20 protein-coding genes are annotated in these 20,663 nt (G+C 70.7%); 10 read left to right on the forward strand and 10 right to left on the reverse strand.

What is annotated here, in order from left to right:
- Positions 1 to 47: 47 nt before the first annotated feature.
- The 5 genes from OG698_RS34155 to OG698_RS34175 form a co-directional block, all read right to left on the reverse strand.
- On the reverse strand, positions 48 to 1,037 hold the full coding sequence (locus OG698_RS34155; RefSeq protein WP_406107599.1) for a zinc-dependent alcohol dehydrogenase family protein: 990 nt from the start codon (positions 1,035 to 1,037) through the stop codon (positions 48 to 50).
- Complete coding sequence (locus tag OG698_RS34160) at positions 1,034 to 1,864, reverse strand: carbohydrate ABC transporter permease (RefSeq protein ID WP_406107600.1); 831 nt, start codon at positions 1,862 to 1,864, stop codon at positions 1,034 to 1,036. The genes OG698_RS34155 and OG698_RS34160 overlap by 4 nt, the downstream gene beginning before the upstream one ends.
- Entirely contained in the window at positions 1,861 to 2,796 is a 936-nt protein-coding gene (locus OG698_RS34165; protein WP_406107602.1) for a carbohydrate ABC transporter permease, read from the reverse strand. The genes OG698_RS34160 and OG698_RS34165 overlap by 4 nt, the downstream gene beginning before the upstream one ends.
- Positions 2,793 to 4,163: an ABC transporter substrate-binding protein gene (locus OG698_RS34170; RefSeq protein WP_399979511.1), complete on the reverse strand. Its 1,371-nt coding sequence runs from the start codon at positions 4,161 to 4,163 to the stop codon at positions 2,793 to 2,795. The genes OG698_RS34165 and OG698_RS34170 overlap by 4 nt, the downstream gene beginning before the upstream one ends.
- An 85-nt stretch (positions 4,164 to 4,248) precedes the next feature.
- On the reverse strand, positions 4,249 to 5,010 hold the full coding sequence (locus tag OG698_RS34175; protein ID WP_406107604.1) for a DeoR/GlpR family DNA-binding transcription regulator: 762 nt from the start codon (positions 5,008 to 5,010) through the stop codon (positions 4,249 to 4,251).
- 484 nt (positions 5,011 to 5,494) lie between these two features.
- Here OG698_RS34175 and OG698_RS34180 point away from each other — a divergent pair, with 484 nt between their 5' ends.
- On the forward strand, positions 5,495 to 5,794 hold the full coding sequence (locus OG698_RS34180) for an SAV_915 family protein (RefSeq protein ID WP_406107606.1): 300 nt from the start codon (positions 5,495 to 5,497) through the stop codon (positions 5,792 to 5,794).
- A gap of 14 nt (positions 5,795 to 5,808) precedes the next feature.
- Complete coding sequence (gene lysA / locus OG698_RS34185; RefSeq protein ID WP_406107608.1) at positions 5,809 to 7,149, forward strand: diaminopimelate decarboxylase; 1,341 nt, start codon at positions 5,809 to 5,811, stop codon at positions 7,147 to 7,149.
- Between the two features lie 9 nt (positions 7,150 to 7,158).
- On the opposite strand, the gene OG698_RS34190 is transcribed toward lysA, so the two are convergent.
- On the reverse strand, positions 7,159 to 7,968 hold the full coding sequence (locus OG698_RS34190; protein WP_326776364.1) for an NAD(P)-dependent oxidoreductase: 810 nt from the start codon (positions 7,966 to 7,968) through the stop codon (positions 7,159 to 7,161).
- Between the two features lie 230 nt (positions 7,969 to 8,198).
- On the opposite strand from OG698_RS34190, the gene OG698_RS34195 reads away from it, so the two are divergent.
- From OG698_RS34195 to OG698_RS34205, 3 genes are read left to right on the forward strand one after another with little or no spacing between them, the layout of a single operon-like run.
- Entirely contained in the window at positions 8,199 to 9,149 is a 951-nt protein-coding gene (locus tag OG698_RS34195) for a 5-dehydro-4-deoxyglucarate dehydratase (RefSeq protein ID WP_406107610.1), read from the forward strand.
- Entirely contained in the window at positions 9,146 to 10,309 is a 1,164-nt protein-coding gene (locus OG698_RS34200) for a hypothetical protein (protein WP_406107611.1), read from the forward strand. The genes OG698_RS34195 and OG698_RS34200 overlap by 4 nt, the downstream gene beginning before the upstream one ends.
- A gap of 54 nt (positions 10,310 to 10,363) precedes the next feature.
- Entirely contained in the window at positions 10,364 to 11,746 is a 1,383-nt protein-coding gene (locus OG698_RS34205) for a S28 family serine protease (protein ID WP_406107613.1), read from the forward strand.
- Here the strand turns inward: OG698_RS34205 and OG698_RS34210 are convergent.
- Complete coding sequence (locus OG698_RS34210) at positions 11,721 to 12,899, reverse strand: MFS transporter (protein WP_406107615.1); 1,179 nt, start codon at positions 12,897 to 12,899, stop codon at positions 11,721 to 11,723. The genes OG698_RS34205 and OG698_RS34210 overlap by 26 nt on opposite strands.
- Positions 12,900 to 13,053: 154 nt before the next feature.
- Between OG698_RS34210 and OG698_RS34215 the strand changes: the two genes are divergently transcribed.
- On the forward strand, positions 13,054 to 13,662 hold the full coding sequence (locus OG698_RS34215; protein WP_406107617.1) for a TIGR03086 family metal-binding protein: 609 nt from the start codon (positions 13,054 to 13,056) through the stop codon (positions 13,660 to 13,662).
- Positions 13,663 to 13,702: 40 nt separating this feature from the next.
- On the forward strand, positions 13,703 to 14,473 hold the full coding sequence (locus tag OG698_RS34220; RefSeq protein WP_406107618.1) for an MBL fold metallo-hydrolase: 771 nt from the start codon (positions 13,703 to 13,705) through the stop codon (positions 14,471 to 14,473).
- Positions 14,474 to 14,528: 55 nt separating this feature from the next.
- Here the strand turns inward: OG698_RS34220 and OG698_RS34225 are convergent, their stop codons facing one another.
- Entirely contained in the window at positions 14,529 to 14,657 is a 129-nt protein-coding gene (locus OG698_RS34225; protein ID WP_406107620.1) for a hypothetical protein, read from the reverse strand.
- 316 nt (positions 14,658 to 14,973) lie between these two features.
- On the opposite strand from OG698_RS34225, the gene OG698_RS34230 reads away from it, so the two are divergent.
- Entirely contained in the window at positions 14,974 to 15,768 is a 795-nt protein-coding gene (locus tag OG698_RS34230) for an HAD family acid phosphatase (RefSeq protein ID WP_406107622.1), read from the forward strand.
- Positions 15,769 to 15,876: 108 nt separating this feature from the next.
- On the opposite strand, the gene OG698_RS34235 is transcribed toward OG698_RS34230, so the two are convergent.
- Positions 15,877 to 16,494 carry an XRE family transcriptional regulator gene (locus tag OG698_RS34235; protein ID WP_406107623.1) on the reverse strand — a complete coding sequence of 206 codons (618 nt, stop codon included), beginning with the start codon at positions 16,492 to 16,494 and terminating at the stop codon, positions 15,877 to 15,879.
- A 465-nt stretch (positions 16,495 to 16,959) separates the two neighbouring features.
- Here OG698_RS34235 and OG698_RS34240 point away from each other — a divergent pair, with 465 nt between their 5' ends.
- Together OG698_RS34240 and OG698_RS34245 are read left to right on the forward strand one after the other, a co-directional pair.
- Positions 16,960 to 18,414, forward strand: coding sequence for an NCS2 family permease (locus tag OG698_RS34240; protein WP_383085974.1), 1,455 nt, complete (start codon positions 16,960 to 16,962; stop codon positions 18,412 to 18,414).
- A gap of 30 nt (positions 18,415 to 18,444) precedes the next feature.
- The gene (locus OG698_RS34245) at positions 18,445 to 19,146 is read left to right on the forward strand and encodes a hypothetical protein (protein ID WP_406107626.1); all 702 of its coding nucleotides are present in this window, start codon (positions 18,445 to 18,447) and stop codon (positions 19,144 to 19,146) included.
- A 53-nt stretch (positions 19,147 to 19,199) separates the two neighbouring features.
- Here OG698_RS34245 and OG698_RS34250 read toward each other — a convergent pair whose 3' ends face one another.
- Complete coding sequence (locus OG698_RS34250; protein WP_406107627.1) at positions 19,200 to 20,663, reverse strand: penicillin-binding transpeptidase domain-containing protein; 1,464 nt, start codon at positions 20,661 to 20,663, stop codon at positions 19,200 to 19,202.

A 20,663-nucleotide genomic window follows, 5' to 3' on the forward strand; every position in this document is an offset into this window, starting at 1 on the left:
TACGGCTTTGCCGTTCCCTTACCTGCCGATGACTTCGCACCGATGGCTCACGGCACCACCACGATCTTGCGCCCCACCCCGGACGCGAACTGGTCGAGCGCCTGCGGATACGCGTCGAGCGGCAGCCGGTCGCTGATGAACACGTCCGGGTCGAGGACACCGCCCGCGAACAGTTCGGCGGCCCGCTCGTAGCTGTGCAGGACGGCCATCGAGCCGGTGATGGTGATCTCCTGGTTGTAGATCCGGTACGGGTCGATGGACACGCGCGTCGCGTAGTCCGCGACGCCGAACTGGAGGAACGTCCCCGCCTTCGCGACGCGCTCGAGACCGTCCTGGATCGCGCCCGCGTTGCCTGTCGCGTCGATGACGACGTCCCAGCCCTGCGGCCGGTCGAGCTCGTCCGCGTCGGCCCCCGCCCCCGAGACGCCCAGCTTGCGGGCGGTGGCGAGCCGGTCCGCGTTGAGGTCCACGACGTCGACACTGGCGGCGCCGGTCCGCTTGGCGAGCTCCAGCATCATCAGGCCCATCGTCCCGGAGCCGTAGATCAGCACATGGGAGCCGAGGCGCGAGTTCAGTACGTCGTAGCCGCGCACGGCACACGACAGGGGCTCGATGAGGGCCGCGTCCTCGGTGCGGACGTGGTCGGGGAGGCGTACGCAGTTCGCCACGGGCGCGACGGCGTACTGGGCGGCGCCGCCCGCGGTGGTGACGCCGATCGCGGCCCACCGCTCGCAGAGGTTGTTGTGGCCCGAGCGGCAGTACCGGCACTCGTAGCAGTACAGCGACGGGTCGACGGCGACGCGGTCGCCGACCGACACCTCGCGCACGTCACGCCCGAGACCGACGACCACCCCCGCGAACTCATGACCGGGCACCACCGGCAGCGTCGGCGCGAACTCGCCCTGGAGGATGTGCAGATCGGTGCCGCACAGCCCGCACGCCGCGACCTCCACGACGACGTCACGCGGACCCGGCGTGGGGTCGGGGACCTCCGTGACCACTGCCTTGCCGACGGACTCGATGACGGCGGCCTTCATTTCACAGCTCCCAACGACAGGCCCTGGACCAGTTTGTCCTGGGCGGCGAACCCCGCGGCGAGTACCGGCAGGGAGACAACGAGGGACGCGGCGCACACCTTCGCCAGGAACAGGCCCTGGCTCGTGATGAAGCCTGTCAGGAAGACGGGCGCGGTCTGGGCGACGACACCGCTGAGTACGCGTGCGAAGAGGAGTTCGTTCCAGCTGAAGATGAAGCAGATCAGCGCGGTCGCGGCGATGCCCGGCATGGCGATGGGGGCCACCACGCGCGCGAGGAGGGTCGGCAGGCGCGCACCGTCGATCCGCGCGGCCTCGATGACCGCGATCGGCACCTCGGCGAGGAACGACCGCATCATCCACACGGCGATCGGCAGGTTCATCGACGTGTAGAGGATGACCAGGAGCCAGATGTTGTCGAGCATCCCGGCGTTCTTGGCGAACAGGTAGATCGGCAGGAGGCCCGCCACGACGGGGAGCATCTTCGTCGACAGGAAGAAGAAGAGGACGTCGGTCCACTTCTTCACGGGCCGGATCGACAGCGCGTACGCGGCCGGCAGGGCCAGTACCAGGACGAACAGCGTCGAGGCGAGCGACGCCACCGTCGAGTTGACGAGCGCGGGCCACGGGCTCGCGCCGCCCGCCGTGCCGAAGAAGTCGCGGTACCCGTCGAGGGTGAGGGAGGCCGCGAACGAGGGCGGGTTGGTGGCGGCGTTCTCCTCCGAGTGGAAGGACGTCAGTACCATCCAGGCGATGGGCAGGAAGAACAGGATGCCGGCGAGCCAGGCGACGAGCCCCAGCCCTTTCAGACGCGGGACACGGAGATTCATGCGCGGGACGCCTCCTCACGGAACAGCGACGACACCACGCGCAGCGCGAACGTCGCGATGATGATCGAGCCGATGACGACCAGGACGCCGGCGGCCGACGCGAGGCCGTTCTCGTGGGCCTGGTAGAAGCTCTGGTAGACGGTGTACGGCAGGTTGGCGGTGCCGAGGCCGCCCGAGGTGATCGTGAAGACGGCGTCGAAGTTCTGCACGATGTACACCGAGCCGAGCAGTGCGCCCAGTTCGAGGTAGCGGCGCAGGTGGGGCAGCGTCAGATACCGGAAGACCTGCCAGTTGCCCGCGCCGTCCATCCGGGCCGCCTCGATCAGTTCGGGGGAGCGCGACTGCAGGCCCGCGAGCAGGATCAGCATCATGAACGGCGTCCACTGCCACACCAGGGCCGTCTCGACGGCGAGCAGCGGGGTGTTGGAGATCCAGTCGGGCTGGGGGCCGCCGACGTAGTGCAGCAGGCCGTTGAGGAGCCCGTACTCGGGGTTGTACAGGACGTGCTTCCACAGCAGCGCGGCGGCGACGGGGACCAGCAGGAACGGCGCGATGAGGAGCGTGCGCACGAGGCCGCGGCCGCGGAACTTCCGGTCGAGGAGCAGCGCGAGGCCGAGCCCGACGACCAGGCTCACGATGACGACGGTCGCCGTCAGCAGGATCGTCGTCAGGACGGACTTGCGCAGGTCCGCGTCGGTGAGCACCTCGCTGTAGTTGGCGAACCAGGCGAAGCGGCGGGCGTCCGGATACAGGGCGTTCCAGTCGAAGAACGAGATCACCAGCGTCGCCACGAAGGGCAGCTGGGTCACCACGATCATGAACACGAGGGCGGGCAGGAGCGGGGCCCTGGTGGCCCAGGCGCGCAGCCGGCCGGGGGACTTGGCGGTGCCCACGCGCGCGTGGGTGACGGGAACGGTCGTGGTCGCGGTCATCGTCCCTCGTACTCCTTCGCGATCTCGTCGGCGAGCTTCTGGGACTTGTTCAGGGCGGTGCCGACCGACTGGCGTCCGGCAATGGCCGCGCTGATCTCCTGCGAGACCTTGGTGCCGAGATCGGTGAACTCGGGGATGCCGACGAACTGGATGCCGGGCGCGGGCCGCGGCTGGACGCCCGGGTCGCGGGGGCGCGCCCCTTCGATGGCCGCGCGCGTCACGTCCTGGAAGGCGGCGGCCTCCTTGCGGTACTCCGGGTTGGTGTACGTCGAGGCGCGCTTGCCGGCCGGTACGTTCGACCAGCCGATCTCCTTGCCGACCAGGTTCTCGTAGCCCTTGCCCGACGCCCAGGAGACGAACTTCCACGCCTTGTCGGGATTGCGCGAGGCGTTCTGCACGCCCCAGGCCCAGGTGTAGAGCCAGCCCGAGCTCTCCGTCTTCTCGACCGGCGCGGGTACGTAGCCGATCTTGCCCTTGACCGGGGACTTCGCCGATTCGAGCGAACCGGCGGCGGCCGTGGCGTCGTACCACATGGCCGTCTTGCCCTGGGTGAGGTTGTTGAGGCACTCCGCGTAGCCGGACTGGGCCGCTCCGGACTCGCCGTGCTTGCGGACGAGGTCCACGTAGAAACGGGTCGCCTTCTCGAACCCGGGCGAGGTGAGCTGCGCCTTCCAGTTCTTGTCGAACCAGGTGCCCCCGAAGGTGTTCACCACCGTCGTCAGCGGCGCCATGAGCTCACCCCAGCCGGGCAGGCCGCGCAGGCAGATGCCCTTCATGCCGGGCTCGGCGCCGTCCGCCTTCGCGGCGAGATCGGCGACCTGCTGCCAGGTGGGGTGCGCGGGCATGCGCAGGTCCTTCTTCGCGAAGACGTCCTTGCGGTACATGAGGAAGGACGACTCGCCGTAGAACGGCTGGCCGTAGAGCTTCCCGTCGTCCCCGGTGAGCGACTCGCGCATCGGCTTGAGGATGTCCCGCTCGTCGTACGCGGTGTCCTTGCGTGCGTACGAACCCAGCTCGTGCAGCCAGCCGTTGCGGGCGTAGATGGGGATCTCGTAGTTGCTCAGCGTCGCGACGTCGTACTGGCCCGCCTGGTTGGCGAAGTCCTGGCTGATCTTGTCGCGGACGTCGTTCTCCGGCAGGACGGTGAAGTTCACCTTGATGCCGGTCTCCTTGGTGAAGTGCGCGGCGGTCAGCTTCTGCAACTCGGTCATCTGCGGGTTGTTCACCATCAGGACGTTGATGGAGTCACCGCCCGAGCCGGTCCCGCCGGCACCGGCCCAGCAGCCGGAGAGCAGCGGGGCGAGCAGCGTCCCTGCGGCGGCCGCGGCGCACAGCGCGCGCGGCCTCCGTCGGCTCTGGGTTCGCATGAATGCTCCTGAACGTATGGGCAAATAGGGAGAAAAGGTGTACGCCGGGGTGTGCGGAACCCGTCGGCGTACGCAGGCAGGGGTGTCAGACGCGGATGACCTGGGGCCCCTGCAACGCATAGCGGTGAGCCTCGGACGCGGGCAGCTGCGTGCTGGTCACGATCGCCTCCAGCGAGGAGACCGGCGCGAACCGGCAGAAGCTGACCGCCCCGAACTTGGTGTGCACACCCGCGAACACCGTGCGCCGGGAGGCCCGCACGGCCTGCGCCTTGACCTCGCTGACCGCGGGGTCGGGCGTGGTCAGGCCGTGCTCGCGGGAGATGCCGTTGGCGCCGATGAACGCCAGGTCGATCACGAACCCGGCGAGCATCTTCGTCGTCCAGTGGTCGACCGTGGCCAGGGTGCCGGACCGCACCCTGCCGCCGAGCAGCAGCACCGTCGTGTTCTCCGCCTCGGCGAGTGCGCCCGCCGTGGCCAGTGACGCGGTGACCACGGTGAGCGGCCGGTCCCGCGGCAGGGCCTCGGCGATGAGCTGGGGCGTGAACCCCTCGTCGACGAAGACGGTCTCCGCGTCCCCGAGCAGCTCGGCCGCCGCGGCGGCGATCCGGCGCTTCTCCGGGACGTGCATGGTGGTGCGGAAGGCGAGAGTCGTCTCGAACCCGGCGCTCTCCACGGGATAGGCGCCGCCGTGCGTGCGCCGCACCAGGCCGTGGTCCTCCAGGGCCCGCAGGTCGCGCCGTACGGTCTCCTTCGCGACGCCGAGTCGGGCCGCGAGCAAGGTGACGTCGACGGAGCCGCTGCGGCGTGCGGCGCGCACGATCTCCCGCTGGCGTTCCTCCGCGCTCATGCTGTGCACCTCTCTGTGCGGTCCTTGCTGTGCTGTCCGGACCGTCCTGTCCGGATCGTCCTGTCCGGACCGTGCGGTCCCTGCTGTGCGTTCCGGGCTGGGTGTGCCCGGTGTCCGGTCCGGCGCCCGTTCGGGCCCGTGCGGTGACTCTGGGAAATTTGTACAGCGGGCCCGCGACTGTGACCAGGTTCGTTACCGGTCCGATGCTGCCCGTCTGTGCCCGTTCACACCGGTGCCTGCCCGCCGCGGACCTGGGGCGGTGCGCGGAAGCGGGCAGGACGATGCCCGTTCGGGGGGCCGCGGCCGCCCGTTCGCTGACCGCCTGCCGCGCTCGCTTTGCGTCAAGGAGCGCCGAGAAGGCGTCAACAGTGCGTCAGCGGCGGAGCCGCAGAGGGGGCGGGCGGGCATAACGTCCTTGCCGGAGCACTCTTCCGTCAGCACGCTTTGCCGGCCAGCACTCTTTCCTCGCCACCCAGGAGCAGCCGTGAACGACCGCATCGAAGCCGACGACGCCGAGCCCTGCGAACCCACCCCGGCCGGGCCCCTGTTCGTCCCCGTCCGGCCGGGACCCGGGACCTGCGCGACCCGCCTCTTCCGCACCGCGCGGGGCGGCCGCACCGCCGTCGGTTTCACCAGCGAGCGCCTCCTCGTCGACCTGCTCGGGCCCGGGCAGCCGTGGATCAGGCTCGCCGAACCCGCCCTGCGGGCCCTCACGGGACCGGTGGGCGTCACCGAGCTCACCGTCGACCCACGCCCGGCGGCAGCGACCGCAGGCCGCGGCTGAGGGGGCCCGCCCGCATGGCCGTCACGACCGTAGCCGCCGCGATCCCGGCGCAGTCGCCCGACGATCTCTCCGTCTGGCCCGCCACCACGGTCCGGGGCCCGCACGGCGACCCGACCGTCTCCGGGGTCGAACTCCTCGACGTGGCCGAGCAGTTCGGCACGCCCGTCCACGTACTCGACGAGACGGACGTGCGTGAACGCTGCCGCGCCTACCGCAGCGCCTTCCCCGGCGCCGACGTCCTCTACGCAGCGGAGGCGTTCCTGTGCCGCGCGATGGTCCACTGGGTCCACGAGGAGGGCCTCGGGCTCGACGTGTGCTCGGCGGGCGAGTTGGAACTCGCCGTGACCGCCGGACTGTCGCCCGAGCGGATCGTCTTCCACGGCAGCGCCAAGAGCCCCGAGGACCTGCGCACGGCCCTGCGGCACGGCGTGGGGCGCATCGTCGTCGACTCGACCTCCGAGATCGCCCGCCTCGCCGCGTACGTCCCCCAGGGCACCCGGCAGCGCGTCATGGCGCGCGTCGTGCCGGGCGTCGCCGCGGGCGGGCACGCCGCGAGCCGCACCGGGACGGACGGCCAGAAGTCCGGCCTGTCCATCGCGGACGGCTCCGCGATGCACGCCGTGACCCGCCTCGTCGAGCAGCCGGGGCTCGAACTGACCGGACTGCACTGCCACATCGGCTCACAGATCGACACCGTGAAGCCGTACGTCCTCGCCGTACGTCACCTCGTCGGCCTGATGGCCCGCATCCGCGACCGGCACGGGATCGCGCTGCCCGAGCTCGACATCGGCGGTGGCCACGCGGTCGCCCACCGGCCCGGCGACCACCCGCTCGACGTGCCCGAGCTGGCCCGCCGCGTGCGCCGCGAACTCGCCGACGCCTGCGCCCAGTCGGACCTTCCCGTGCCGCGCCTCGCCGTCGAGCCGGGCCGCGCCGTCGTCGCCCGCGCGGGCGTGGCCCTGTACCGGGTGGTCGCCGTGCAGCGCACCGGCGCCCGCGTCTTCGTCGCCGTCGACGGGGGCATGAGCGACAACCCGCGACCCGCCCTCCACGGCGTCCGCTACGCGCCCCGCCTCGTCGGCAGGCGCTCCACGGCGGCGACGCGCCCCGTCACGGTCGTCGGCCGGCACTGCGAGGCGGGCGACGTCCTCGCCCCGGACGTGCCGCTGCCGGACGACGTACGGCCCGGGGACCTCCTCGCCGTGCCCGTGGCGGGCGCCTACCACCTGTCGACGGCGTCCGGCTCCGACCTGGTGGGACGGCCCCCCGTCGTCGCCGTGGCGGACGGGCGGGCCAGGCTGCTGGTGCGCCGCGAGCCGGCAGAGGACCTCAGGAGCCGCGACACAGGGCTCTGAACCGCCGCCTCAGTACGGCCAGATGGGCGGGTTCGTCACGAAGTGACCGCCCATCCGCGTGTGGTCGGGGTTGGCCGGGTCCAGTTCGCCGAACTCGGCGATCAGCTTCTCGGCGTACTGCTCCGAGTCGTCCTGCGGCTCGTAACCGAGTGCCCGCGCGGAGGACAGGTCCCACCACACACGCGTGTTGTCGGACGAGCCGTAGACGACCGTGTGCCCGACGCCCTCGGCCCTGATCGCCGCGTCGAAGAGCCTCGCGCCGTCGCCCGGGCTCAGCCACACCGACATCATGCGTACGTTCGTCGGCTCCATGAAGCACGAGCCGATGCGCACGGACACGGTCTCCTGGCCGAACTTGTCCCAGTAGAACTGCGCGAGGTCCTCGCCGAACGACTTGGACAGGCCGTAGTAGGTGTCGGGGCGGCGGGGCGTGTCGACGGGCACTCGGGGGTCGCCGTCCGCGGGGCGGGGCGTGTAGCCGATCGCGTGGTTCGACGAGGCGAACACGATGCGGCGCACGCCTTCCTCGCGCGCGGCCTCGTAGAGGTTGTAGAGCCCTTCGATGTTCGCCTTGAGGATCTTGTCGAAGCTGGACTCCAGGGAGATGCCCGCGAGATGGATGATCGCGTCGACGCCGCGCACGGCCTCGCGCAGGGCGTCCCGGTCGGCGAGGTCGGCCGTGATCGCGTCCGGCTCGCCCTCGATCGGGCGGGCGTCGAGGAGGCGCAGCTCGTACCCGTAGGCCGGAAGCAGCCCGCGCATCAGGGTGCCGAGGCCGCCTGCGGCTCCGGTGAGCAGGACGGTGCGGGGAGCGGGCATGCGGGAGTCTCCTCGAATAGTCAGCCAGATGGACGCATTCATGCACGACATTCACATCCGTGGACACGCTAAAGATTGCCGCCGGGGGTAGTCAAGTCTCCCGCGGAGGCTCGAAATCCGCTGCCAGGATGCGAGTTAGCGTGCTTGACCCGCGCCCGGGGGGCGGATTAGCGTGAGCGAGTTCAGAAATATAGACGCAAATCAGAACCGTGCACGCCAAGGGAGAGCCCGTGACGTCAGCCCCTCTCGCCGCTCGACTCAGCATCCCCAGCGGGCCGCTGTTCTTCCCGGTCACCGCCTTCGGACCCGACGGCACCCTCGACCTCGACACCTTCCGCACCCATGTGCGTCAGGGCGTCGAGGCCGGGGCCGCCGCGGTCTTCGCGTGCTGCGGAACGGGCGAGTTCCACTCCCTGACCCCTGAGGAGTTCCAGGCGTGCGTGGCCGCGGCCGTCGAGGAGACCGCCGGACGGGTGCCGGTCGTCGCGGGCGCCGGGTACGGCACGGCCCTCGCCGTGCGCTACGCGCGCCTCGCCGAGGAAGCCGGCGCCGACGGGCTCCTCGCGATGCCGCCCTACCTCGTGGTCGCCGGCCAGGAGGGCCTGCTGCGCCACTACTCGGAGCTGGCCGACGCGACCTCCCTGGAGATCATCGTCTACCAGCGCGACAACGCCGTGTTCACGCCGGCGACCGTCGTCGCCCTCGCCCGCCACCCCAAGATCCTCGGACTCAAGGACGGCCTCGGCGACCTCGACCTGCTCCAGCGCACCATCAGCGCCGTACGCGCCGAGGGACTCACCGACTTCCTCTACTTCAACGGACTGCCCACCGCGGAACTCACCGGCCTCGCCTACCGCGGCATCGGCGTCGGCCTCTACTCGTCCGCCGTGTTCTGCTTCGCGCCCGACATCGCCCTCGCCTTCCACACGGCCCTGCGCACCGGCGACGACGCCACCGCCAACCGCCTCCTCGACGGCTTCTACCGGCCGCTCGTCGAACTCCGCAACGAGGGGCGTGGCTACGCGGTCTCCCTCGTCAAGGCCGGCGTCCGGCTCACCGGCCTCGACGTCGGCGAGGTCCGCCCGCCCCTGCACGAGCCCACCGACGACCACGTCAAGCGGCTCGCCGGCATCGTCGAGCGCGGCCGCGCGCTCCTGTCGGAGACGGGGGACCAGGCATGAGGGCATCCGCCTTCGTCTATCCCTGGGACGTCAACGGCGACCCGGAAGCCGCCCGTCGCATCGCGGGCCTCGGCGTCCGGCAGGCGACCCTCGCCTCCGCCTACCACTCCACCCGCGCTCTGACTCCCCGTCACCCGCGCCACCGCGTCGTCACGGCAGAACACGCCGCGGTCCTCTACCCGCCCGGCGACCGCTGGCAGGGCCGGGACCTGCTGCCGTACGAGGCGGGTGACTGGGCTCCCGGCGACGCCTTCGGGGAGGCCGCCGAGGCGCTCGCGGGCGCCGGGCTCGACGTCCACACCTGGGTCGTCCTCGCGCACAACTCCCGTCTGGGAGGGGAACATCCGGACACCTCCGTCGTCAACGCCTATGGCGACCGCTACCCGTGGGCCCCCTGCATCGCACAGCCCGCCACGCGCGCGTACCTCGTCGACCTGGCGGCCGAGGCGGCCGTGCGGCCCGGCGCGCAGGGCACCGAACTCGAATCCCTCGGCTGGTACGGGCTCGCGCATCTGCACGCCCACGACAAGACCGCAGGCGTCGGCCTCGGCGACGCGGGCCAGTACCTGATGTCACTCTGCTTCTGCCCGTGGTGCCGGGACGGATACGGGCGACAGGGGCTGGACGCCGCGGAGCTGGCGGGTGACGTCCGGCGCGCGCTGGAGCCTCTGTGGCGCGGGGACGGCACCCCGGACGGCGGCTGGGAGGCGGTGGAGAAGCTGCTCGGGGCGCACACGGCGGCGGGCACGCGCGCGTGGCGTGACAGCGTCGCCCGTAGCCTTCAGGAGGAAGCCGTCGCCGCGGTCCGCGCGCAGGCCCCGGACGGATTCCGGATCCTGCTGCACGCCGACCCGGCGTCGTACCACTGCGGGGCGAACGCGGGCGTGGACCCGGCGCACATCCTCGCCGTCGCGGACGGCGTGGTCGTGCCGTGCACAGGCGGCGCGGAGCTGATAGCCCCGTTTGCCGCTCAGGGCAGGGGAGTTGTGGCCGCCAACCTCACCGTGGTCGCCGGGATGGGCGGTAGCCCCGCCACGCTCGCCGCCGACGCCCGGCACGCGGCCGAGCTGGGTGCCGACGAGCTGCGGCTCTACCATGCGGGGTTGGCGTCGGACAGCGATCTGAAGCTGATCGCGGAGGGCCTGTCGGACCTCGCCTGAAAGCGGTTACCATCCGCGCACCACAATCGACGCTTCCTACGGAGGGGACACGAGGTGCGCGTGCGTAACCAGGGGCGGAACCAGGGTCGTAGACGGGGGACGGCCGCGCTGTTGTGCGCGGGGATGATGGCGGGGGCGGCGGTGCTCGGCGGGACAGTCCCTGCGGGGGCGGCGCAGGGGAACGTCGCCGGTAGCGCCGCCCAACAGGAGGACGTCCAGGCGCAGTTGGCGGCCATCCCCGGCATGACGGTCGTCTCGGTGACCGACAAGGAGGGCTACCCCTTCTATACGCTCACGTACGCGCAGCCGGTCGACCACCGCAACCCCAAGGCCGGCACGTTCACTCAGCGCCTCACGCTCTGGCACAAGGCGGCCGCCAAGCCCACCGTCTTCTACACCGGCGGCTACACCCTCTCCTCCAGTACGCGCGAGATCACCAAGCTGCTCGACGCCAATCAGGTCTCCATCGAACACCGCTACTTCGCCGAGTCCCGCCCCAAGGGCGCGGCGGGTGACGACTGGTCCAAGCTCACGGTCTGGCAGGAGTCCAGCGACGAGCACCGCATCACGCAGGCCCTGCGCTCCATCGAGAAGGGCAAGTGGCTCGGCACGGGCGGCAGCAAGGGCGGCATGACCGCCACGTATCACGAGCGCTTCTACCCGCAGGACCTCGACGCCGTCGTCGCGTTCGTCGCCCCGAACGACGCGAACAACAACGACGACAGCGGCTACGAGGACTTCTTCAAGACCGTCGGCACGCCCGAGTGCCGCGCCGCCCTGAACGCCGTCCAGCGCGAGATGCTGGTGCGCCGCGACGCCCTCGTCCCGAAGTTCGAGGCCGATGCGGCGGCGGCCGGGGACACGTTCGAGGAGACCCTCGGAACCACCGACAGGGCCTACGAGTTCGCCGTGCTCGACCAGGTCTGGAACTTCTGGCAGAGCGGCACGATCGACGACTGCCCGGCCGTGCCCGACGCCAAGAAGGCCACCGACGACGAGCTCTACACCTGGTCCAAGGGCCACGGCTTCAGCGTCTACCAGGACGAGACCCTCGGCACGAACGGCACCGGGCCCTACTACCGGCAGGCCGCCACCCAACTCGGCTGGGCCGACCTCAAGTTCAAGCACCTCAAGGACGTCCGCCACTACCCGGACATCTACCAGCCCAACTCGGTCCTGCCCGCCGCGATGCGCGGCACGTACGACGGCTCCGCGATCTCCGGCGTCGACAAGTGGGTCAGGACACGCGGCGAGCGGATGATGTTCGTGTACGGGCAGAACGACCCGTGGAGCGCCGAGAGGTTCACCCCGAGCAGGCACGACTCGTACCGCTACGTCGTGCCCGGCTCCAACCACGGCGCGGCCATCGCCAAACTGCCCGCGGACGAGCAGGCCGAGGCCGTCGCCACGATCAAGCGCTGGGCCGGCGTGCAGTAGCGCACGCGAGCACGAGTCCGGCCGCGCCGAGCAGCGGCAGCAGGACGCGGTGGTCCACGACCGCGATGAGGCCCGCGCCCATCGCGAGGGCCACCGCGTTCGGCGCGAACATCAGCGTGTTCGCGGTCGCCACCGCGCGGCCGACGAACGCGTCCGGGGTCTCGCGCTGGACCGCGGTGAGCGCCGCGATCAGGACGCACGGCAGGCCCATGCCGATCGCCGCGGTGCACCCGAGTGCCACGGCGTCGTACGGGAGCGCGCGCAGGCCCGCGCCCGCCGCGAACAGGGCGATCCCCGCCGCCGCGAACCGGCGTTCGCCGAGCCGCCGCAACAGCCCTCCCGCGGCGAGCCCGGCCACGACCGAACCGGCGCCCTGCACGGCGTACAAGACCCCCGCGTACGAGGGGGAGCGGCCGAGGCCGCCGTCGACGACCGCGTAGAGCGTGGCGCCGTTCAGGCCCGCCAGCAGCATGGTGGCCGCGGCGGCCAGGACGAGGGGGCGCAGCCGCTCCTGCCGCCACAGCGCGCGTACACCCTCCACGGTGCGGGCCCACACGCCCGTGGTCCGGCGTGCGGGCGCGGGCTCCCGGACCCGGAGCCGCGCGTACAGCCCGGCCGCGGCGGCGAAGGTCGCGGCGTCGAGCAGGGCCACGCCCCCGCCTCCGTACACGGCGAAGAGGCCCGCGCCCGCGAGCGGGGCGACCAGCTTCATGCCCTCGTTGGCCGTCATCCGCAGCCCGTTGAAGTCACCGAGCGCGTCCTTGCCGACGACGGCCGGTACGAGGGCGGCCTCCGCCGCGTCGGCGACGACGCCGCATGTCCCGTACGCGACGAGGACCGCGAACAGGATCCACAGCCGGCCCGCCGAGTCGACGGCGAGCAGCGACAGGAGCAGCAGGCCGAGGCCCAGGTTCGCGGCGACGAGGAGGGGCCGTCGCCGGGTGCGGTCGGCGACCGTGCCGAGCAGGGGCCCGGCGAGCGTGGGCGCCCACAGCGCGAAGGCGCACAGCGCGGCGAGGCTGTCCGAGCCGGTCAGGTCCTTCACCCAGATCCCGGCGGCCAGCCACATGGCGGAGGTCCCGAACCCGGACACGACGATGCCGGCCAGGAGGAGCCGGGAACCGCCCCGTGTGGCGGTAGAAGTGAGCGTCATGCCAGGTCATCGTGGTGCTAAGGCCCCCGGCGTGGGATCGGGAAGATGCCCTAGGCGGATGCGCCGATGACTTTCCGGCGGAGCCGGGGTCTACAGGTAAGTACGCAGTGCGAGTCCTGGATCTGTGAGTCCTGAAACAAGCGAGGAGCCCGACATGCCCGACGCCACCGACCAGACGGCGCAGCAGATGGTGGACTTCGGCCCGCAGACGCGGATCGTGGCGCGCCTCGCGGACGGAGTGGGCGAGGACCAGCTGGGCCTTGCCACCCCGTGTCCGGAGTACGCGGTGCGCAACCTGCTCGGGCACATCCTCGGACTGACCGTCGCCTTCGGGGACGCCGCCCGCAAGAACCTGGGCCCGACGACGGACAGGAGCCCCACGGCGTCCCTGCCCGACATCACGGACGGCTGGCGCGACGCGCTGGCCAAGGCGCTCGACGAACTCGCGGAGGTCTGGCGCGACCCGGAGGCCTGGCAGGGGATGACCCGGGCCGGCGGCGTCGACCTGCCCGCCGGGGTGGCGGGCCTCGTCGCCCTGGACGAACTCGTCGTGCACGGCTGGGACCTGGCGAGGGCCACGGGCCAGGAGTACGACCCCGAGGAGGCTGCCCTGGGAGCGGCCCACGCGTTCCTCGCGCAGTCCACGGGCCCGGACCGCCCGCCCATCTTCGGCCCCGTGGTCCCCGTCCCGGACGAGGCACCGCTCCTGGACCGGGTCGTGGGGCTGAGCGGCCGCGAACCGCAGTGGAGGCCCGCCCCCTGAAACCCGTCCACCCACTCGGCGTGCACCGTAGGGTGCCCGGATGGCGCTCACCCTCACCGTCCTCGGCACCGCATCGCCCCACCCGCGGCCCGGACACCCCTGCTCCGGATACCTCCTGACGGCAGGAGACGTACGGGTCTGGGTGGACGCGGGCCCCGGCACGTTCGCCGAACTTCAGCGGCACACCACCCCGGAGGCGCTGACCGCCGTCTGGATCTCGCACCTGCACTCCGACCACTGGGCCGACCTCATCGCGGCGGCGGCGGGCATCGGTGACGGTGGCCTCACCGTGCCCGCGCCCCTGCCGGTCCACGCCCCTGCGGGTTGTGCGCGGAGGCTGGCCGGGTTCTTCGGAAGCGACGACCCGTCGCAGCTCGCGGCGGTCTTCGACTTCAGGGACCTGGGCGACGGACACCGGGCAGACCTGGGCGGCGGCCTGGTCCTGGAGAGCAGACGCGTCGCGCACGGGGGAATGGAGGCGTACGGGCTGCGCGTCGAGTACGAGGGTGTGGTCCTCGCGTACTCCGGGGACACCGGACCCTGCCCCGAACTGACCGAACTCGCCGCCGGCGCCGACCTGTTCCTGTGCGAGGCCGACATCGACCGGCAGCGGGACGGTGAGCCGGCCCATCTGACCCCGGAGGACGCGGGGGCCGTCGCGAGGGCGGCGGGCGTCGGGGAGCTGGTGATCACCCATGTCGGCCCCACGCTCACCGCCGAGGAGGCGACGGCCCGCGCCGGGGCGGTCTTCGGCGGCCGGACGTCGCAGGCCCACGAGGGAGACGTTCTCCGCCTCCGTCGGAAGTACTGACGCATCACCTGTGCGCTGGAGGGCGCCGCGGTCCACACCACCCTCATACGGAATTTCATCCCAGATGCCACGCCGCGTACGTGACGACCAGCAGGAGCAGCCCGGCGAGTGCCATGAGCGCGCCCGGGAAACGGAGATATCCGGGCGTGCCGAAAATGGTCGGGGACGCGTCGAGACGGCCCATGGCCGCCCAGGTGCCCGCGTTCTTCCGGCGAATCCGTTCGGACCTCCGGGGCGTGACCCCTCGTCACCGAACTCACCTGGGCGCCCCGCCCGCACATCGGCGAGACCGTTCGTGCCCGCACGGCATCGACGAGCAGCGGAACCGCGGGGCCGGATTCCCATGGATCGCGTATCGATCGGATAAAGCATCTGTCGCCGCTCGTGTGATGCGCGTAGACAAGCGGTGACCTGGCGCGAACGATCACGCGAAGCGGTGTGCGCGCCGGGTCTCCTTCCGACCCGACGGCCGCTGCAGGCCAGATCCGGAGACACCATTCATGCGGAAGTCCATCAGAGTCGCGGGGATCGCCGCGGCGTGCGCCCTCGCGGGCGGTGCCGTCTACGGTACGGGCGCGGCGAGTGCCGGCGGCGAGTCGGCGAGCACCACCGCCGAGCCCCACAACATAGGTCTCCTCACCACGGAGATCACCTCGTACTACGGTGCCACGCAGGACAGCGCCGGCGTGTGGCAGGCCTCGGCCGACAGTCAGTACGCCCAGGACCTGGCGCGCATCGAGGCGGGTGCGAAGAGGCAGATCGCCAAGGCCGCCAGGCAGCACCACGGAAAAGGTGACAAGCCCGCCGTCGTCTTCGACATCGACGACACCCTTCTCCTCAGCCTCGACTACGAGAAGAAGACCAACTATGTCTACAACGACGCCAGTTGGAAGGAGTACGTGGCAAAGGCGAACCGACCGGCCGTCTTCGGCACGCCCGCTCTCATCGACTACGCGCAGTCCAAGGGCGTCGAGGTCTTCTACAACTCCGGTCTGGGCGAGACGCAGCGCGCCGCCGCCGTCGAGAACCTGAAGAAGGTCGGCATCGACGTCAACCTCGACACCGGTCACATGTTCCTGAAGGACAAGGCCAACCCGCCCGCCTACCTCAGCGGTTGCGCCACCGCGAGCGCCTGGAACTGCACCACCGTGCAGTACAAGTCGGGCACCCGCAAGCACATCGAGTCCCTCGGCTACGACATCGTCGGCAACTTCGGCGACCAGTTCTCCGACCTCGAGGGCGGCTACGCGAACAAGACGTACAAGTTCCCCAACCCGACGTACTACGTCAGCTAGTCGCACGGCCGCGAGCGTCGGCGTGCACCGGGTCGGCCACCGGTGCGCGCCGCCGCCGTAGGAGGGCGTAGCGGAACTGCGCGGCCGTACGAGGGCAACCCCCGGCGGCTACGCGGAGGGAATCCTCTGCCAGAAGTGGTCCACGATGTCGTCGAGATAGCGCTGGCCCGCCTCGCCCGAGGCGATCGAACCGCCCGCCCGGCTCAGCGTCGCCGCCATCAGGGTCTGGTATTCCTGGTGCATTTCGCGCAACGCGCCGTCGAGGTCACGGCGTTCCATAGAGAGCAGCTTGGCGATCGCGCGGACGTGTGCCTGCCAGCGGGTGCCGACGGCGTCCCGCAGCAGCTGCGCCAAGTCGTCCTCGCGGCCCGTGACGGAGATCAGGTCCCGTGGGGCCAGGGCGAGTACGGAGGCGAGCGCCGCGGACTGGCGGTTGTTGCCACCCCACTGGCCGGTCGCCTCCATCTGCTGGTACGCGCCGACGTCGAGGCCGATGCCGCGGGCCACGTCCTCGACGGCCAGACCGCGGGCGAGGCGATGCTCCCGCAAGGTGCGCGGGGCGCCGATGAGCTGGTTGGGCGCGCACCACAACGCGCCTGCCAACGCGGTGAGTTCGGTCGAACTGGGCAGTGCGGTGCCGCGCTCCCACGCGGTGATGTGGTCCGGGGTGATGTGACTCATTCCGTACGACGCGCGCATGCCGTACGCAACGTGACCGGGAGCCATCCCGAGGTTCTCCCGGATGGTGCGCGCGGCTCTGGCGTTGAAGGGGGGTGTCGGATCCGCTGTCGGGTGACGATGCACCAGCACAGAGTAAGGAGTGTTCGCGTGGCTGGTTATCGACCGTTCCGTAGCAATCACGACTTAGACGGACAGTGGAATCGAGATTTCGTAGGAACCGACAGGAGACGGAGTCGGAGGCGGAGGCAGTTCGGGGATCTTATGAAGCTCTTGGGGCTGAATGTGATGTTCCGTTATCGGCAAATAGCCTGAACAAGTGCCCTCTGGGCGGGAATTCGGTTCCCGTGAGCACACGTATGATCCGGTCTCGCCCGTGGGCGCTTTCATCCATGGCGCACACGGTGCGGTGATAGGTGAATCCCACGAGAGAGTTGTCCCTGGCGTGCGGTACGGCACGCCGGGATCCCTGGATCTCTGGATCCTCAGATCGCTGTAGAGCCTGGAGAAGTCATGCAGACCAGCGCGACCGGCCCGGTGAACTCCACCACCGCGCCCCCCGCGGGATCGGGCAGTGCCATCGACCGCTACTTCCGTATATCGGAACGCGGTTCTACGTACGGCAGGGAGATACGCGGCGGATTCGCCACGTTCTTCACGATGGCGTACATCCTCGTCCTCAATCCGATCATCCTCGGCAGCACCAAGGACAAGTTCGGCGATCAGCTCGATCCGGTCCAACTCGTCACCGCCACGGCCCTCGTGGCCGCGGTGATGACCGTGATCATGGGCGTCGGCGGCAATCTGCCGCTCGCCCTCGCGGCGGGCCTCGGGCTCAACGCTGTCGTCGCCTTCCAGCTCGCGCCCCAGATGGCCTGGGACGACGCGATGGGGCTCATCGTGCTCGAGGGCCTGCTGATCTGCGTCCTGGTCCTGACGGGCCTGCGCGAGGCGGTCATGCACGCCATTCCGCAGCCGCTCAAGCAGGCCATCAGCGTAGGTATCGGCCTGTTCATCGCCTTCATCGGTTTCGTCGACTCCGGCTTCGTCACCCGCATTCCGGACGTCGCGAACACCACCGTGCCGGTGCAGCTCGGCACCGGCACCCTGACCGGCTGGCCCATGCTGGTGTTCTGCGCCGGGGTGCTCCTGACGATCGTGCTGCTCGCCCGCAAGGTGAAGGGCGCCATCCTCATCAGCATCGTGGCGATGACGCTGGTCGCCATCGCGGTCAACGAGCTCGCCGACGTCAAGTCCTGGGGTCTCACCGTGCCCCAGGTGCCGGACAAGCTCGTCGCCTCGCCGGACTTCGGCCTCCTCGGTCACTTCGATCTGTTCGGTGCCTTCGGCCAGGTGGGCGCGCTCACGGTGGTGCTGTTCGTCTTCACCCTGATCCTGTCGGACTTCTTCGACACCATGGGCACCGTCGTCGGCATCACGGCCGAGGCCGGACTGCTCGACGAGCGCGGCCAGGTGCCGAACGTCGGCCGGGTGCTGTTCATCGACAGCGTGGCCGCCGTCGCGGGTGGCGCCGCCTCCGCCTCCTCGGCGACCACGTACGTCGAGTCGGCCGCGGGTGTCGGAGAGGGCGCGCGCACCGGCTTCGCGAACCTGGTCACCGGCGGCCTGTTCGCGCTCGCCCTGTTCCTCACCCCGGTCCTGACGATCGTGCCGATGCAGGCCGCGGCGCCTGCCCTCATCGCGGTCGGCTTCCTGATGATGACGCAGGTCAAGCACATCGACTGGGAGCGGTTCGAGATCGCCATCCCGGCGTTCCTGACCATCGCCGTCATGCCGTTCACGTACTCCATCACCAACGGCATCGGTGCGGGCTTCGTCTCGTACGTCGTCATCAAGGCGTCCCTCGGCAAGGCGCGTGAGGTGCACTGGCTGCTGTGGGGCGCGGCCGCGCTCTTCCTCGTGTACTTCGCGATCGACCCCGTGGAGCAGCTGCTCGGCGTGAAGTGACGCCGTAGGGCCGTGATCTAGGCTCGGGTCGTGACCGGCTATCTCGACCGCCTCGCGGAGCTGCTGCGCGAGGCGCACGGGCTTCCGCCGGACCATGTCGCCGCCACGGTCGCCGATCTCGCGGCGTATCTGGCGCAGGCCGGGGGAGCGGACCCGCAGGACGCGTTCGGTCCGGCCGAAGCGGTCGCCCGGCGCCTCGCCCCGTCCGGGACGGCCGCAGCCGACGAGCACTTGGAGACCTGGCGCTGGCTCGCCGACACCTATGTCGACGAGCACCTCCTGAACCGCTTCGGCGACGAGGGCTGGGAGGTCGAGCGGGTCGACCCGCTCGGCCGCTTCGTCAGCCACCGCGACCCGGAGCGGCCGCGGCGCTGGGAGTACCGGCGCGAGCTGATCACCGGGGGCGGCGGCCGCCTCGACGAACGGCTCGCGCCCGACGGCTGGGAGCCGTGCGGCAGCTGGGTCGTGTACGCGTGGTTCAAGCGTGAGAAGGCGGCCGGCGCCGGCCCGGAGCCCGCGCCGTCCGAACCGCCGCCGGTCCCGCGGCGCCCCACGTTCCCGGGGCGCCGCCGCGGCTACGTACTCCTGGGCGGCGCCCTGGCCCTCGTCGCCGCTGTCGTGGTGGCGGCGAGCACCGGCACAGGCTTCGGCGTCGGTCTCGCGGTGGGTCTGCCGGTGGGAGCGCTCGTGCCGCCGGTGACGGCCTGGGCGATACGCGGCCGACGCCGCTAGGGCCTTCATGGCGAGGGGCCGGAACGCCGGTTCCGGCCCCTCGCCGAGCCCGTCTACCCCTTGAGCGCCGCCGACATCATCGCCTTCGCGATCGGCGCCGCCAGACCGTTGCCGCTCACCTCCGAGCGGGCCGCGTCCGACTGCTCCACCACGACCGCCACCGCGACCTCCTTGCCGGTGGAGTCGTCCTTCGCGTACGACGTGAACCAGGCGTACGGCGTCTTGCTGTTGTTCTCGCCGTGCTGGGCCGTACCCGTCTTGCCGCCCACCGTCGCGCCCGCGATCTGCGCGTTCGTACCGGTGCCCTGCGTGACGACCGTCTCCATCGCCGACTGGAGCTGTGAGGCCGTGGACGTGCTCACGACGCGCGTGTTGTCACCGTCGGCGAAGCTCTTGATCGCGTTGCCGTCGGCGTCCGTGACCTGCGAGACCATGTGCGGCGAGGCCTGCTGGCCGCCGTTGGCGATCGTGGCCGAGACCATCGCCATCTGCAGCGGCGTCGCCGTCACGTCGAACTGGCCGATGCCCGACAGACCTGTCTGCGCCTTGTCCATGTCCTTCGGGTACACGCTCTTGGACGCCCGGACCGGCATGTCCTGTTTGTCATCGTTGAAGCCGAACTTCTCGGCCATCGCCCTGACCTTGTCCTGGCCCAGGTCGACGGCGAGCTTTCCGAAGACGTTGTTGCAGGAGTACTTCAGCGCCGTGCGGATCGAGGCGTCCTCGCAGGGCGCGGACGCGCTCTCGTTCTTCAGATCCGTCGCCGTGCCCGGCAGCCGGTACGGGTTCGGGCTGTCGGTCTTCGCGTCCACCGACGAGTAGAGCCCGTCCTCCAGCGCGGCTGCCGCGACGACCAGCTTGAACGTGGACCCGGGCGGCAGCGCCTGCTTGATCGCGCGGTTCAGCGTCGGCTGGTCCTTGTCCTTCGACAGCGCCGTCCACGCCTTGCCGTCCGGGGACGAGTCCGAGCCGCTGATCTTCGACGGGTCGAACGACGGCGTCGAGACGAGGCCGAGCACCTTCCCGGTCTTCGGGTCGATCGCGACGGCCGCGCCCTTCTTGTCGCCGAGCGCGCGGTACGCGGCCTTCTGTACCGCCGGGTCGATGGTCGTGACCACGTCGCCGGGCTCGGTGTGCTTGCCGGTGACCGCGTCGACAGGGTTCTTGAGCCGGGTGTCCGTCCCGTCGAGGATGTCCTGGTAGATGCCCTCGAGCTGCGTCTGCCCGTACACCTGCGAGCTGAAGCCCGTCACACCGGCATAGAGCTCGCCGTCCTTGTACGTGCGCTTGTACGCGAGGTCGCTGCCCGTGCCCGTTCTCTTCGAATCGGTGACCGCCTCCCCGCCCACGATGATGTCGCCCAGGGGATACGCGTACTGCTGCATCACGTTCCGCCGGTTGTTCTTGTTGTCCGCGAGGGCCTGGCCGTCGTAGAACTGCACCCACGTCGCCCTCACCAGCAGAGCGAGCACGAGGAGCAGACAGAAGACCGAGGCGCGTCTGATCGTCTTGTTCAT

It is taken from the genome of Streptomyces sp. NBC_01003 (genome assembly GCF_045162695.1).
Lineage (GTDB): Bacteria > Actinomycetota > Actinomycetes > Streptomycetales > Streptomycetaceae > Streptomyces.